Source organism: Streptomyces sp. NPDC056479, assembly GCF_042795335.1.
In the GTDB taxonomy this organism is placed as follows: domain Bacteria; phylum Actinomycetota; class Actinomycetes; order Streptomycetales; family Streptomycetaceae; genus Streptomyces.
Genome location: NZ_JBHTRZ010000012.1, coordinates 71,397 through 84,579, shown reverse-complemented (window position 1 = coordinate 84,579; position 13,183 = coordinate 71,397). Strand labels below are relative to the sequence as shown.

At 69.7% G+C, this 13,183-nt stretch carries 12 protein-coding genes and 1 tRNA gene; 7 read left to right on the top strand and 6 right to left on the bottom strand.

Annotated elements, in window-relative coordinates; all coding sequences use genetic code 11:
• Positions 1-138: 138 nt before the first annotated feature.
• From ACFQ6S_RS38100 to ACFQ6S_RS38085, 4 genes are all read right to left on the bottom strand, one after another.
• Positions 139-1,578, bottom strand: coding sequence for a GH1 family beta-glucosidase (locus ACFQ6S_RS38100; RefSeq protein ID WP_383419872.1), 1,440 nt, complete (start codon positions 1,576-1,578; stop codon positions 139-141).
• Positions 1,579-1,772: 194 nt separating this feature from the next.
• Positions 1,773-2,675 (bottom strand): carbohydrate ABC transporter permease, encoded by a 903-nt coding sequence (locus tag ACFQ6S_RS38095; RefSeq protein WP_383419870.1) that lies wholly within the window; start codon positions 2,673-2,675, stop codon positions 1,773-1,775.
• The gene (locus tag ACFQ6S_RS38090) at positions 2,672-3,700 is read right to left on the bottom strand and encodes a carbohydrate ABC transporter permease (protein WP_383419868.1); all 1,029 of its coding nucleotides are present in this window, start codon (positions 3,698-3,700) and stop codon (positions 2,672-2,674) included. Before ACFQ6S_RS38090 ends, ACFQ6S_RS38095 begins: the two co-directional genes overlap by 4 nt.
• A complete protein-coding gene (locus tag ACFQ6S_RS38085; RefSeq protein WP_383419866.1) occupies positions 3,697-5,022 on the bottom strand; it encodes an ABC transporter substrate-binding protein in 1,326 nt (441 codons plus the stop codon). Before ACFQ6S_RS38085 ends, ACFQ6S_RS38090 begins: the two co-directional genes overlap by 4 nt.
• A gap of 373 nt (positions 5,023-5,395) precedes the next feature.
• Between ACFQ6S_RS38085 and ACFQ6S_RS38080 the strand changes: the two genes are divergently transcribed.
• Together ACFQ6S_RS38080 and ACFQ6S_RS38075 are read left to right on the top strand one after the other, a co-directional pair.
• Complete coding sequence (locus ACFQ6S_RS38080) at positions 5,396-6,451, top strand: LacI family DNA-binding transcriptional regulator (protein ID WP_383419865.1); 1,056 nt, start codon at positions 5,396-5,398, stop codon at positions 6,449-6,451.
• 116 nt (positions 6,452-6,567) lie between these two features.
• Complete coding sequence (locus ACFQ6S_RS38075) at positions 6,568-7,602, top strand: sulfotransferase (protein WP_383420262.1); 1,035 nt, start codon at positions 6,568-6,570, stop codon at positions 7,600-7,602.
• 426 nt (positions 7,603-8,028) lie between these two features.
• Here the strand turns inward: ACFQ6S_RS38075 and ACFQ6S_RS38070 are convergent, their stop codons facing one another.
• The gene (locus ACFQ6S_RS38070) at positions 8,029-8,595 is read right to left on the bottom strand and encodes a GPR1/FUN34/YaaH family transporter (RefSeq protein WP_383419864.1); all 567 of its coding nucleotides are present in this window, start codon (positions 8,593-8,595) and stop codon (positions 8,029-8,031) included.
• Between the two features lie 150 nt (positions 8,596-8,745).
• Positions 8,746-9,273, bottom strand: a complete 528-nt coding sequence (locus ACFQ6S_RS38065) for a universal stress protein (protein WP_126900020.1) — start codon at positions 9,271-9,273, stop codon at positions 8,746-8,748.
• Between the two features lie 334 nt (positions 9,274-9,607).
• On the opposite strand from ACFQ6S_RS38065, the gene ACFQ6S_RS38060 reads away from it, so the two are divergent.
• The 5 genes from ACFQ6S_RS38060 (at position 9,608) to ACFQ6S_RS38040 (ending at position 13,079) form a co-directional block, all read left to right on the top strand.
• On the top strand, positions 9,608-9,925 hold the full coding sequence (locus ACFQ6S_RS38060) for a hypothetical protein (protein ID WP_383419862.1): 318 nt from the start codon (positions 9,608-9,610) through the stop codon (positions 9,923-9,925).
• Positions 9,926-10,302: 377 nt separating this feature from the next.
• Positions 10,303-11,541 carry a helix-turn-helix domain-containing protein gene (locus ACFQ6S_RS38055; RefSeq protein WP_383419861.1) on the top strand — a complete coding sequence of 413 codons (1,239 nt, stop codon included), beginning with the start codon at positions 10,303-10,305 and terminating at the stop codon, positions 11,539-11,541.
• 153 nt (positions 11,542-11,694) lie between these two features.
• Positions 11,695-12,297: an oligoribonuclease gene (orn, locus tag ACFQ6S_RS38050; protein ID WP_383419859.1), complete on the top strand. Its 603-nt coding sequence runs from the start codon at positions 11,695-11,697 to the stop codon at positions 12,295-12,297.
• 117 nt (positions 12,298-12,414) lie between these two features.
• Positions 12,415-12,487: transfer RNA gene (locus ACFQ6S_RS38045), tRNA-His, on the top strand.
• A 76-nt stretch (positions 12,488-12,563) separates the two neighbouring features.
• The gene (locus tag ACFQ6S_RS38040; protein WP_383419857.1) at positions 12,564-13,079 is read left to right on the top strand and encodes a GNAT family N-acetyltransferase; all 516 of its coding nucleotides are present in this window, start codon (positions 12,564-12,566) and stop codon (positions 13,077-13,079) included.
• The last annotated feature ends 104 nt before the right edge of the window (positions 13,080-13,183 follow it).

Sequence of the window (13,183 nt, the reverse complement as noted above, 5' to 3'; positions counted from 1 at the left end):
GGGCGGGCCGGAAGGAGAGAAAGCGGAGACGAAGAAAAAGACAGGAGAGGGGGGGGCCCCCCCTCCCCCCTCCCCCCCCCCCCCCTCCCTCCTCCCCCCGGCACTTCCCCTCCGGCGTGCCGCGCCCCGTCCCCCGGATCAGTCCCCCTGGACCTCCGTCTCCACCTCCGGCAGCGCCCCCGTCCGAGCCGCCTTCCCGTACCAGTACGCGCTCGACTTCGGCGTCCGGGCGAGGGTCGCGTAGTCGACGTACACCGCGCCGAAGCGCTTCTCGTAGCCGTACGCCCATTCGAAGTTGTCCATCAGGGACCACAGGTAGTAGCCCCGGACATCGGCGCCGTCGGCGATGGCGCGGCGGACCGCGGAGAGGTGGCCGTGCAGGTACGCGACGCGCTCCGGGTCGTGGACGCGGCCCTCGGGGTCCGGCTTGTCGTCGTAGGCGGCGCCGTTCTCGGTCACGTACAGCGGCAGGCCCGGGGCCTCGAGCGAGTAGCGCATGATCAGTTCGTGCAGGCCGGTCGGATCGATCGTCCAGCCCATCTCGGTGCGTTCGCCCGGGGTCTGGTGGAACAGCACGTCGTCCGCGCCGGGCCACGGCGAGTGGTCGCTGGCTCCGTGGCCGTCGGCGCGGGGCCCGGTCAGGTCGGACTCCGCCGCCGAGACCAGCGCCGGTGTGTAGTAGTTCAGGCCCAGCGCGTCCAGCGGCTGGTTGATCGCGGCCAGGTCGCCGTCCAGGACGTACGACCAGTCCGTCACCAGCTCCGTCGCCGAGTACAGCGTCTCCGGGTAGGCGCCGTGCAGGACCGGGCCGTGGAAGATCCCGTTGGCCAGGTCCTCGATCTTCCGGGCCGCCGCCAGGTCCGCCGGGTCCTGCGAAAGCGGCCGTACCACGGAGGAGTTGAGGCTGAGCGCCACCGAGTTGCGGGCCGGCATCACCGAACGCAGGGCCGTCGTGGCCAGGCCATGGGCCAGATTCAGATGGTGGGCCGCCCGCAGCGTGGCCACCGGCTCCGTGCGGCCCGGCGCGTGCACGCCCGACCCGTAGCCCAGGAAGGCGCTGCACCACGGCTCGTTGAGCGTGATCCACTGCTCCACCCGGTCGCCGAGCGCCTCGCCGACGATCTGCGCGTACTCGGCGAACCGGTACGCCGTGTCCCGCTCCGGCCAGCCGCCCGCGTCCTCCAGCTCCTGCGGCAGGTCCCAGTGGTAGAGCGTGACGGCGGGCTTGATGCCCTTCGCCAGCAGCTCGTCCACCAGTCGGCGGTAGAAGTCCAGGCCCACCTGCACCGCCGGGCCCCGGCCGGTCGGCTGGACGCGCGGCCAGGAGATGGAGAAGCGGTACGCGTTCAGGCCGAGGTCGGCCATCAGCGCCACGTCGTCGCGGTAGCGGTGGTAGTGGTCGACAGCGATGTCACCGTGCTCGCCGCCGGCCGTCCTGCCCGGGGTATGGCTGAAGGTGTCCCAGATGGAGGGCGTGCGGCCACCCTCCCGCACCGCCCCCTCGATCTGGTACGCGGAGGTCGCGGCGCCCCAGAGGAAGGCGGGGGGAAAGGACACGGAGGACATGGGCTCAGGCATGGAAGCGCTCCCATTGGAGGTCGTGGAGACCGACGAGTACGAGTAGGAGGGGAGGAGGGGAGAAGGGGAGAGAGGAGGGGGGAGGGGGAGGAGAGGGGGGGAGAGACGGGGCCGAGGCGGCGGTGACGCGGCCCCCGGGGGTCGTACGGCATGGGCGGAGCGAACCGGGCGTCGAGCCTGGAGCGCGACGGGCGTCAGCCCTTGATCGCGCCCTGCATGATGCCGCCCACGATCTGCTTGCCGAACAGCAGGAAGGCGATCAGCAGAGGCAGTGTGCCGAGCAGGGCGCCGGCCATGATGACGGCCTGGTCGGGGACGTAGCCGGTGCCCAGTGAGTTGAGGGCGACCTGCACGGTCGGGTTCTCCTGGTTCAGGGCGATGATCGGCCACAGGAAGTCGTTCCAGGCGAACACGAAGGTCAGCAGGCCGAGGACGGCCATCGCGGGCCGGGCGGCCGGGAAGACCACATGCCAGACGACCCGCAGACTGCTCGCGCCGTCCACCCGCGCCGCCTCGATCAGCTCGGTCGGCAGCGCCTGCACCAGGTACTGCCGCATGAAGAACGTACCGAAGGCCGTGCACAGCGTCGGCAGGATGACCGTCTGGAGCTGGTTCGACCAGCCGAGGTCCGCCATCCACAGATAGAGGGGTACGACGGCCAGCTGCGGCGGGATCATCATCGTGCCGATCGTCAGCAGCAGCAGGACCCCGGAGAACCGGAAGCGCAGCTTGGCGAAGGCGAAGCCGGCGAGCGTGGAGAACAGCACCGTGCTGATGGTGATCATGCCCGCGACGAAGATGGTGTTGAACATCGCCGTGCCGAGCCCGCCCTCCTCCCACGCCCGCTCCATGTTCTTGAACAGGTTCCCGCCGAACCACAGCGGCGGCGGCGTCTCCGCGAGCCGGCGGTCGGTGCGCGAGGCCGCGATCGCCGTCCACACCAGCGGGGCCAGTGAGACCAGGGCGAAGACGGCCAGGACGACATAGGTGAGCGGGCCGGCGTGCAGCTGCTTGCCCGCGCCCATCACTCGGGGGCGCCGGGGCTGTCGTACCTTCTGCGTCGGTGCCTGAGGAGTCGTCAGTTCACTTGTCGTCATTGGGACTTCCTCAGCCGTCGGGAGATCAGCAGCTGGATCACGGCGACGATCAGCAGGATCAGGAACATCGACCAGGCGATCGCGGACGCCTTGCCGAGGTTGCCGATGATCCAGCCCTGGTCGTACATGTACAGACCGAGCGTCTGGTACTGGTGCTCGGAGCCGCCCTTGGAGCCGGACACCCCGCCGAACAGCAGGGGTTCACCGAAGAGCTGGGTCGCGCCGATGGTCGAGACGACGACCGTGAACAGAATCGTCGGCCGCAGCTGCGGGACCGTCACATGGATGAACTGCTGCCAGCGGTTGGCGCCGTCGATCGCCGCGGACTCGTAGAGGTCGGCCGGGATCGCCTGCATCGCCGCCAGATAGATCAGCGCGTTGTAGCCGGTCCACCGCCAGATCACGATCGAGGACACCGCGAACTGTGAACCCCAGTCGGACTCACGCCAGTTGACCGGGTCGATCCCGACGAAGTCCAGCAGCCAGTTGATCAGGCCGCCGTCCCACGAGTACAGCAGCACGAACACCAGCGTCGCCGCCGCCACCGAGGTGGCGTACGGGGTGAGCATCACGACCCGCCAGATCGTCGAGCCGCGCAGCTTGTAGTTGAGCAGATGCGCCAGGCCGATCGCCATCACCAGCTGCGGCACCGTGGAGATCACCCCGATGGTGAAGGTGTTCCACAGCGCGTTCCAGAAGAAGTCCGAGGACAGCAGGTTCTCGTAGTTGTCCAGGCCGGCCCAGGACTGGCCGTCCAGGTTGGCCAGCTGCACGTTGTGCAGCGAGTACCAGGCCGTATAGAGCAGCGGGACGAGTGAGAACGCCCCGAAGACTATGAAGAAGGGGGCGATGAACGCGTACGGCGACGCCTTCATGTCCCAGCGGTACAGCCGGCTGCGCCAGGAACCGTTCCCCGGCGGCGGCGTACCGCGACCGCGAGCGCGGCCGGCCGCGCCCGGCTGCTCACCGGGCGCGGCGTCGGCGCTCGACGCGGGATGCGCGAGGGCCTGCTTGGAGCTGGTCACTGGCCGAGCACGTCCTTGATCTCCTCGGACGCCGCGTCCCAGCCCTCGTCAGGGCTCTTGCCCTTCTGCTCGACCTGGAGGATGCCGATGTCGGTCAGGGCCGTGTTGATCGCCTGGTCCTTGATGCCGAAGTACTGCGACGGGATGGTCTTCGCCGAGTCGGAGAAGATCTGTGTGATCGGCGCGTTCGAGAAGTACTCCGTGGTGGCGTCCGCCGGCTTCAGGGTCGAGTACGCCGACGGGGTCGACGGGAAGCTCGCCTGCTTGGCGAAGACCTTCGCCTGCTGCTCGGGCGCGGTCAGCCACTTCGCCAGCGCGACGGCCTCCTTCTGGTGCTTGCCCGAGGTCGGCACGCCGATGAAGGAACCGCCCCAGTTGGCCGCGGTCGGCGCCGCCGCCACGTCCCACTTGCCCTTGCCGGACTCACCGGACTTCTCCAGGATGTAGCCGATCATCCAGGCCGGGCAGGCCACCGTGGCGAAGGTGCCGTTCGCGTAGCCCTGGTCCCACGGCTTGTCGAACTGCTTCAGCTTCGCCGACATGTCGCTGGTCGCCACGTCCATGGCGACGTCCCAGGCGTTCTTGACGCCCTGCGACTTGTCCCAGTCGACGGTGCCGTCGTCCTTGTAGTAACGCTCGTCCGCGCCGCCGAGGGCCGCGTTGTAGACCGAGGAGGCCGAGTCCACGAACTTGGTGCCGCTGGGCGCCTTCTTCATGTACTCCTTGCCCAGGTCGACGTACTTGCCCCAGTCGCCCTTCCACTGCGCGGCGAGCTTGGTGCGGTCGGTCTCCAGGCCGGCCTGCTCGAACAGGTCCTTGCGGTAGCAGATCGCCATCGGACCGACGTCGGTGCCGAGCCCGATCAGCTTGCCGTCCTTGGTGGTGGCCTGGGCGTTCTTCCAGTCCAGCCACTGCGACTTGTCGACCTCCTTGCCGAGGTCGACGAACTTGTCTGCCTGTGTCTCCACGGCCTCCGTGACGTTCATGATCTCGATCGCCTGGATGTCGTCGGCGCCGGAGCCGGCCTGCAGACGGGTGAGGACCTTGGGCCAGTAGACGTCGGTGCGGGTGGTGACGTTCTCCTTGATGGTGACGTCGGGGTGGAGCTTCATGTACTCGTCGTAGAGGCCGGCCTGCTTGTAGCCGAACGTGCCGAACGTGCCGACGGTGAGCGTCGTCTTGCCGCCCCCACCGTTGCCGCCTCCCTCGTTCGAAGAGCCGTCGTCCGAGTCCTCGGCGCAGCCGGCGAGCAGCCCTGTCGTCAGCGCGGCCGCGACCGCGAGGGCCATCAGCCGACGGGACCCACGGGTACTCGTGCGCATTGCGTCCTCCTGTTGCCTGACGTGCCGACCCCCCGGCCAACTGCACTGTTGGGCCCGTTCATTCTTCTCGCTGCGGCTCGGGCGGGGAACGTGCGGGATGTGTATGTGTCAGGTACTGTGGGAGCGCTCCCACAGGTGATGTGTTGAAGGTTCGTCGGTCCGGGCGGGGGTGTCAAGGGTGGGGGCGCGGAGTTCTGCGTTCAGTTATCGGGCCGTTAACTGGAACCAGGTCAACCCGTCCGGCGTTTGAGGACGAGGCCGTTCAGGCCGCAGCGGAGGTCTGGGGGCGGCAGTCCTCGGAGGCGCTCAGTGCAGCACGCGGGACTGTTAGATTCCAGGCCAGATGAGCAATACGGCGGGAGGGCGGAGCCCAATGGCAAGCCACGGAGCGCGGGGCCGGAGCGGCGGTCGGCCGACCCTCGAAGAGGTGGCGGCCCGCGCGGGCGTCGGGCGCGGCACCGTCTCCCGGGTGATCAACGGCTCGCCCCGGGTGAGCGACGCGACCCGCGCGGCGGTGGAGGCCGCGGTCGCGGAGCTCGGTTACGTCCCCAACACCGCCGCCCGGGCCCTGGCCGCCAACCGCACGGACGCCATCGCGCTGGTCGTGCCCGAGCCGGAGACGCGGTTCTTCGCGGAGCCCTACTTCTCGGACATGCTCAAAGGTGTCGGCGCCGAGCTCGCCGACACCGAGATGCAGCTCCTGCTGATCTTCGCGGGCAGCGACAAGGAACGCCGACGTCTGGCCCAGTACCTGGCGGCCCACCGGGTCGACGGCGTCCTGCTGGTCTCGGTCCACGCGGACGACCCGCTGCCCGACCTGCTGTCCCAGCTGGAGATCCCGGCGGTGATCAGCGGCCCCCGCTCCGCCGGGGAGACCCTGACCTCGGTGGACTCGGACAACTACGGCGGCGCCCGCTCGGCGGTGGAGCACCTGATGGCCCGCGGCCGGGGGAAGATCGCCCACATCACCGGCCGCCTCGACGTCTACGGTGCCCAGCGCCGCGTCGACGGCTATCGCGAGGCGCTGCGTGACGCCGGGCGCGAGGTCGACGAGCGGCTGATCGAGCCCGGTGACTTCACGGAGGAGGGCGGCATGCGGGCGATGACGGCGTTGCTGGAGCGCTGCCCCGACCTGGACGCGGTCTTCGCGGGGTCGGACGTGACGGCGGCGGGCGCCCGCCAGATCCTGCGCGAGGCGGGCCGCCGTATCCCGGAGGACGTCGCCCTCGTCGGCTACGACGACTCCGCCATCGCCCGCCACATGGAGCCACCCCTCACCAGCGTCCGCCAGCCCATCGAGGAGATGGGCCGCCGCATGATCGACCTTCTCCTCGCCGAGATCGCGGACCGGCGTCCGGCGGTGTCGCGGGGGCTGGAGCGGACGCAGGCGGTACTGGTCACGGAGTTGGTGACGCGGGCGTCGTCGTGAACGGCCGCGCGACCACGCGTTCGGAGGGATAGGCGGCCTCTTGGACCGGGCAGGGTCGGACCGCACGCGGTGAGCGCCCCCGCCGACGGGGGCGGTACAGAATGCGGAGGGTGACCATGCGTTCCTTGACCTTCGTCGTCGGTACGGGACGGAGCGGCTCGACCGCGCTGTCGCGCATCCTCAACTCCCACCCGGACGTCCTGAGCCTCAACGAGTACATGGCATCCGTGGGGGACGCGTCCTTTCCCGAAGGGAAGGTGGGCGGTGCGGAGTTCTGGCAGAGGCTCCGCCGGCCCGCCCCGCACTTCGAGCGGATGATCCGCAGCGGGCTGCCGCTGCCGGAGTTCCTCTACACACGTCGCCCCGGCAGGTACACGGCGGAGACCACCGGCATTCCCGCGCTCTCCCTGATGGTGCTGCCACACCTCACCGACGACCCGGACACGCTGCTCGACGAGCTCGGCGAGGCGGTGGTCCGGTGGCCCGAACGCACCGCCGCCGAGCATCACCGGGCGCTGTTCGACCTGCTGTGCGGGCGGTTCGGGCGGACGGCCGTCGTGGAGCGGTCCGGCTACTCGACCGGCTGGGCGCCGGGGCTGCGGGAGGCGTTCCCGGACGCGAGGTTCGTGCACATGTTCAGGGACGGACCGGACTGCGCCCTGTCCATGAGCCGTCACCCCGGCTACCGCACGATCCTGCTGCTGCGCGAGATCAAGGCGCGGGCCGGCATCGACAGCTTCGCCGACCTGACCCCCGAGCATGTACGCGCCCTGCCGGCGGACCTGGCGCCACTGCTCGACGACCGTTTCGACCCCGCCCTCGTGCGCGACCGTGACCTCCCGCTGCGGAGCTTCGGCGCCCTGTGGTCCGAACTCGTCGCCGACGGCACGGAGTTCCTCGCCGGCCTGCCCGCGGGCCTGGGCACCACACTCGCCTACGAGGACCTCCTCGACCGACCCGGCGAGGAACTGACCCGTCTGGCCGGATTCATCGGCGTCGATCCTCTGCCGCCGTGGCTGGACTACGGGTCCGCACTGCTCGACCACAGCCGTCGCGGCTCCGCGGCCAGGTCACCGGCCGCCGAGTTCACCGAACTGAAGGAGAGCTGCGCGCCGGGATCCCGCGCCCTGAGGGAACGACGACCTCGCTGACGACGGTCGTGCAACGCCCTGAAGGGGCGGGCGGCCTCGCTAACGACGGTAGAGCAACGCCCTAAAGGGGCGCGGGGAACTGCGCGACCAGCCCCCGCCATCCGCAGAGGCCGAACAACGAGAACGGACCCCCACGTGATGCCACCTGTCACGGTGGGTCCGTTCGATCGCCGGGAAGCCGCCCAAACTCCTGGGAGCTGCGCGCCGGGCACCCGCGTCTTGGGGGGACGACGACGTCTTTGACGACGGTCGTGCGACGCCCTGAAGGGGCGCGGGGCTGTATCGATGTGCGGCTCCGTCGCGCGCGCGACCAGCCCCCGCCATCCGCAGAGGCCGAACAACGAGGACGGACCCCCACGTGATGCCACCTGTCACGGGGGGTCCGTTCGATCGCCGGGAAGCCGCCCAACTCCCCGGCCTGCGCAGCTAACCGGTGGCCGTCACTCCCCGGCCGGCAGCGCGTCGAGGTAGTGCGGTCGGCCAGTGGGCCAGGGCCGCGGTCGCGGCGTACCAGGCCACCGCGCCCGCCGCGACGGCGAACCAGCCGCCCGCCTTGGTGAGTCCGTCGTTGTCGGCGAAGGAGGCGATGGCCATGAGCAGCAGGCCGACGAAGAACAGCCCGTACATGCCCTGACCGAGCTGGTCGCCACCGGCGAGAGTGAGGGACAGCGCCACGAGGGCGAACAGCAGCAGGAAGAGCCCCGCGGCATTGGCGGAGACCTGGTTGTCGGCCGCTACGGCCCAGGTGAACCAGAGGGCGCCGAGCGCCACGAACGCGGTCCCGTTCGCACTGTCACGGTCCCGCAGGGCCATCAGGCCGGCGACGAAGAGGGCAATACCGCCCACGTACTGGGCGATTGATACGGCGTCAGCAGCCGACACACCGTCGATCACATCGGCATACCCCAGCCCGAAGGCCAACAGGGTGATGCCAAGGGCGAGTCGGCCGACCACGGTGGTGATTCCGCTTCCCGCAGAGACGTCGTTGTCCACGGCGGGCTCCCTTCATGCATGTGCAGTTGTGCGGTGTGCGATATATGCCCTTCACAAGGGCACAAACACCTCTACGCGTGAGTAGGTTCACGCATCGCAGAAAGGAGTGCGGTGTCTCGAACGGCTCATCTCACCTGGGACAACGGCGAGTTACGGAATGACAACGACGGGGCGCTTGGCCCGCTTGGCAAGCCGCCCCGCCACGGATCCGAAGATCCGCCCGACGATGCCCTGCGTGGAGCCGACGACGATCGCGTCCGCCTCGTACTCCCGCCCGACCTCCTCGAGTTCGTGGCAGATGTCGCCGCCGCGCTCGACGAGGATCCACGGCACCTCGGCGAGGTAGTCCGCGCACGCGAGTTCGAGGCCGAGGACCTCGGTGCGGTGATCCGGCACATCGACGAAGACCGGGGGCTCGCAGCCCGCCCACACCGTGGTGGGCAGCCGGTTGGCGACGTGGACGATGATCAGGCCCGACCCGGAGCGGTGGGCCATGCCGATGGCGTACGCGAGGGCGCGCTCACTGGAGGTGGAGCCGTCGAAGCCGACGACGACGCCGTGCTTGAAGGCGGGATCGCAGGAATGACGTGACTCTTCCGCCGCCAGGGGCTCGGCCGCCGTGGGGTCGGCGACGGGCCGCTTGCGGTCCGCTGGTTCGAAGAATTCGTGACCGGCCATGGCTGTCTCGGCGAATTGATCCTTTTATGGGTGGGTCATCGGTGTGCAGCGGAGCTGTGTCCGGGAATGGTCTTCCCAACCCCATACCCCAAGGGTACGGCGGCACGCCTCCTTAGCCCAGATCCCCGCTCACGGTCGGTGCGGGTTCCAGGGAGCATGCACGAGGGGACGCCCGTAACGCAATGCTTGCTGCGGTGTACAGGCGGTTTGCACAGCATTCACTTGCGTCTGTCGTACGGACGGCCATGCGGACGGCCTTGTACCAGTGACCGACCGCTCGAACTCGCGTTGATCACCACGAGCCACCGCCCAGGGAGCCCAGGAGCACGCACCCATGTCCGGACCCCGCACGCCCTCCGAGGACAGCACCACCGATGTGGTCCGCTGGGCGGCCTTCAGCTGCGTCCTGGTTCCCGTGGTGCTCCTCTGGTACGGCACCTCGTTCGCCGGCGCCACCGGTACGGCCCTCGGCCTCGCGGCCGTGACGGGGGTCTGCCGGTTGCTGCTGCGCCAATCGGAACGCGGCGCGGCACGGCTGCGGCAGGAGCAGCGCCACGGTCCGTCACCCCGGCGTAGGGGCCGCCATCACAGGACGGGAACCGGGGCCCATAGAGGCGGACGTCACACTGGGGGAAGTACACCGGTCGGCTGACCGGTTTCCGCGCACGGGCACGCTACTTTTCAGCCAACTTCTGGCGCGCATGTATCCCCTGCCCTGAACACCCCTCAACCCCCGTTCCACCTGCACGGAAAGGGCCTCTGGGGGTCTGCGCACCCTACGTGGATTGGCCACTGCGACAAGGCGCACTTCCCTGCACGGCCCGTGAGTGCAACGCTTCGTGATCGAATGCTTCACGCCAAGTTGCCAAGTCGACAATGTGCCGAGTGGTGAACCGGCCACTGAGGCACGGCGCGACACAGTAGATTCGATCTTGACTGTCTACGGCGGGGGACTCGTGCAGGACCGAGGGGAAACGTGCAGGAGCGACACAACCGAGGAGCCGCGACCACCGAGGGGGGCTTAGCAGTATGAGCCACGACTCCACTGCCGCGCCGGAAGCCGCGGCCCGGAAACTTTCCGGGCGACGCCGCAAGGAGATCGTCGCGGTGCTGCTGTTCAGCGGCGGCCCCATCTTCGAGAGTTCCATACCGCTGTCGGTGTTCGGGATAGACCGCCAGGACGCCGGCGTGCCGCGCTACCGCCTGTTGGTGTGCGGCGGCGAGGAAGGCCCACTGCGGACCACAGGGGGCCTGGAACTCACCGCGCCACATGGCCTGGAGGCGATCTCGCGGGCGGGCACGGTCGTCGTGCCGGCCTGGCGTTCGATCACCTCGCCGCCGCCCGAGGACGCGCTCGAGGCGCTGCGCCGGGCACACGAGGAAGGCGCCCGCATCGTCGGGTTGTGCACCGGCGCCTTCGTCCTCGCCGCGGCGGGCCTGCTGGACGGCCGTCCCGCGACGACACACTGGATGTACGCACCGACGCTGGCCAAACGCTATCCGTCGGTGCATGTGGATCCGCGCGAACTGTTCGTCGACGACGGCGACGTGCTGACATCGGCCGGCACCGCGGCCGGAATCGATCTCTGTCTCCACATCGTGCGGACGGACCACGGCAACGAGGCGGCCGGAGCGCTCGCCCGCCGCCTGGTGGTCCCGCCGCGCCGATCCGGCGGTCAGGAGCGCTACCTCGATCGATCTTTACCAGAGGAGATCGGCGCCGACCCGCTCGCGGAGGTCGTCGCCTGGGCGCTGGAGCACCTGCACGAGCAGTTCGACGTGGAGACGCTGGCGGCACGCGCCTACATGAGCCGCCGCACCTTCGACCGCCGGTTCCGCTCGTTGACGGGCAGCGCGCCGCTCCAGTGGCTGATCACCCAGCGGGTGCTGCAGGCGCAGCGGCTGCTGGAGACCTCCGACTACTCGGTGGACGAGGTCGCGGGCCGTTGCGGCTTCCGCTCGCCGGTGGCGCTGCGCGGGCACTTCCGCCGGCAGCTCGGTTCGTCGCCGGCCGCGTACCGGGCGGCGTATCGTGCCCGGCGCCCGCAGAGCGAGCGGCCGACGGACGCGGAGCCCACGGCCGGCCCGACCATGCCGCAGGGCCCGCCGCCCTCCGTGTACCCGGACGCCGGTCCGGTCCCGCTCCAGACCCGGCGCACGCCGGCACCGCTGGGCACCACCGGGCCTCTGTCGGTGGCGTCGGACAACGGGCGTGAGGCGTACACCGCGAGCCGGGCGAGCCTGCCGGGGCAGCGCAGCGGATCGTGACCTCGTGACGCCGGACGGGCATCTCAGCCCGTCCGGCGTTTGAGGACGAGGCCCGTTCAGGGCCGAAGCGGGGGTCCGGGGGCGGCAGCCCCGGTGCACGACCACTGCGACGCGGGGCACCCAAGAACGGACGTCAGCCGTAGGGTGGGTCGCATGAACGATCGCATGGTGTGGATCGACTGCGAGATGACCGGCCTCTCGCTGTCCGACGACGCGCTCATCGAGGTTGCCGCCCTCGTCACCGACTCCGAGCTGAACGTCCTCGGCGAGGGCGTGGACATCGTCATCCGCCCGCCGGATTCGGCGCTGGAGACGATGCCGGAGGTGGTGCGTCAGATGCACACCGCGTCCGGGCTGCTGGACGAACTCGCCGGCGGCACGACACTCAAGGATGCCGAGGACCAGGTCCTGGCGTACGTACGCGAACACGTCAAGGAACCCGGCAAGGCCCCGCTGTGCGGGAACTCCGTCGGCACCGACCGCGGATTCCTGCTGCGGGACATGGCGACGCTGGAGGACTACCTCCACTACCGGATCGTCGACGTCTCCTCGATCAAGGAGCTGGCCCGCCGCTGGTACCCGCGCGCCTACTTCAACAGCCCCGAGAAGAACGGCAACCACCGCGCCCTCGCCGACATCCGCGAGTCGATCGCCGAACTCCGCTACTACCGCGAGGCCGTCTTCGTGCCCCAGCCGGGCCCGGACTCCGACACCGCGAAGTCGATCGCCGCGAAGTACGTTCTGCCTGCTCAGTAGGTGTGCGAGGGGGGTCGCGCAAGGGCGCCGTAAAAGGCGTGCGCGAGCACCCCTTCGGACCCTGTACACTTTTTCTCGGCCGGTCGGGGACTCCACGGAAGTCAACAACCGGTCATGGTGGGTGTAGCTCAGCTGGTAGAGCACCTGGTTGTGGTCCAGGATGCCGCGGGTTCGAGTCCCGTCACTCACCCTTGATGTTCAGCCGGTGACTTCATTGACGAAGTCACCGGCTGAACCTTTTTCCGCCGGGCCATAGGCTGCGGACGATGTCCGAGCCCCGCGTACCCGCCGAGCCCATCCCCACCGACCGTCTCGATCTCGTGCCCCTGCGCATGGAGCACTCCGACGAGATGGCCGTCGTCCTGTCGGACCCGGCGCTGCACCGCTTCATCGGCGGCACCCCCGACACCCCCGAGGGCCTGCGTGCCCGCTACGCGCGGCTCGCCGCCGGATCCCCCGAGCCGGGCGTCTCCTGGTGCAACTGGGTGCTGCGGCTGCGCGCCGAGTCGTCTCTCGTGGGCACCGTCCAGGCGACGATCACCGGGGACGACAGTGCCGAGATCGCCTGGGTGGTCGGCACGTCGTGGCAGGGGCGTGGGCTCGCGTCCGAGGCGGCGCGGGGGCTCGTCGTATGGCTCCGGGCTGTGTCCGTGCGTACGGTCGTCGCTCACATCCATCCCGACCATCACGCGTCGGCGGCGGTGGCTGCGGCGGCCGGGCTGAGCGTGACCGAGGAGGAGCAGGAGGGGGAGCGGCGGTGGCGGCTGGTGCTGCGTCCCTGATGCCGACGCAACGGAGCGGGGGGGGGGGGGGGGGGGGTGCCCTGGCCCAACCTCGTGTCCGCCGGATAGCCGTACAGGAGCGTGTCACCGCCCACACCACACCC

Excerpts from the sequence above, each read along its gene's own strand:
- ACFQ6S_RS38075 (WP_383420262.1), top strand. The coding sequence starts at position 6,568 with ATGCGTTCCTTGACCTTCGTCGTCGGTACGGGACGGAGCGGCTCGACC.
- ACFQ6S_RS38080 (WP_383419865.1), top strand. The coding sequence starts at position 5,396 with ATGGCAAGCCACGGAGCGCGGGGCCGGAGCGGCGGTCGGCCGACCCTC.
- ACFQ6S_RS38060 (WP_383419862.1), top strand. The coding sequence starts at position 9,608 with ATGTCCGGACCCCGCACGCCCTCCGAGGACAGCACCACCGATGTGGTC.
- ACFQ6S_RS38055 (WP_383419861.1), top strand. The coding sequence starts at position 10,303 with ATGAGCCACGACTCCACTGCCGCGCCGGAAGCCGCGGCCCGGAAACTT.
- ACFQ6S_RS38040 (WP_383419857.1), top strand. The coding sequence starts at position 12,564 with ATGTCCGAGCCCCGCGTACCCGCCGAGCCCATCCCCACCGACCGTCTC.
- ACFQ6S_RS38065 (WP_126900020.1), bottom strand. The coding sequence starts at position 9,273 with ATGGCCGGTCACGAATTCTTCGAACCAGCGGACCGCAAGCGGCCCGTC.
- ACFQ6S_RS38100 (WP_383419872.1), bottom strand. The coding sequence starts at position 1,578 with ATGCCTGAGCCCATGTCCTCCGTGTCCTTTCCCCCCGCCTTCCTCTGG.
- ACFQ6S_RS38095 (WP_383419870.1), bottom strand. The coding sequence starts at position 2,675 with ATGACGACAAGTGAACTGACGACTCCTCAGGCACCGACGCAGAAGGTA.
- orn (WP_383419859.1), top strand. The coding sequence starts at position 11,695 with ATGAACGATCGCATGGTGTGGATCGACTGCGAGATGACCGGCCTCTCG.
- ACFQ6S_RS38085 (WP_383419866.1), bottom strand. The coding sequence starts at position 5,022 with ATGCGCACGAGTACCCGTGGGTCCCGTCGGCTGATGGCCCTCGCGGTC.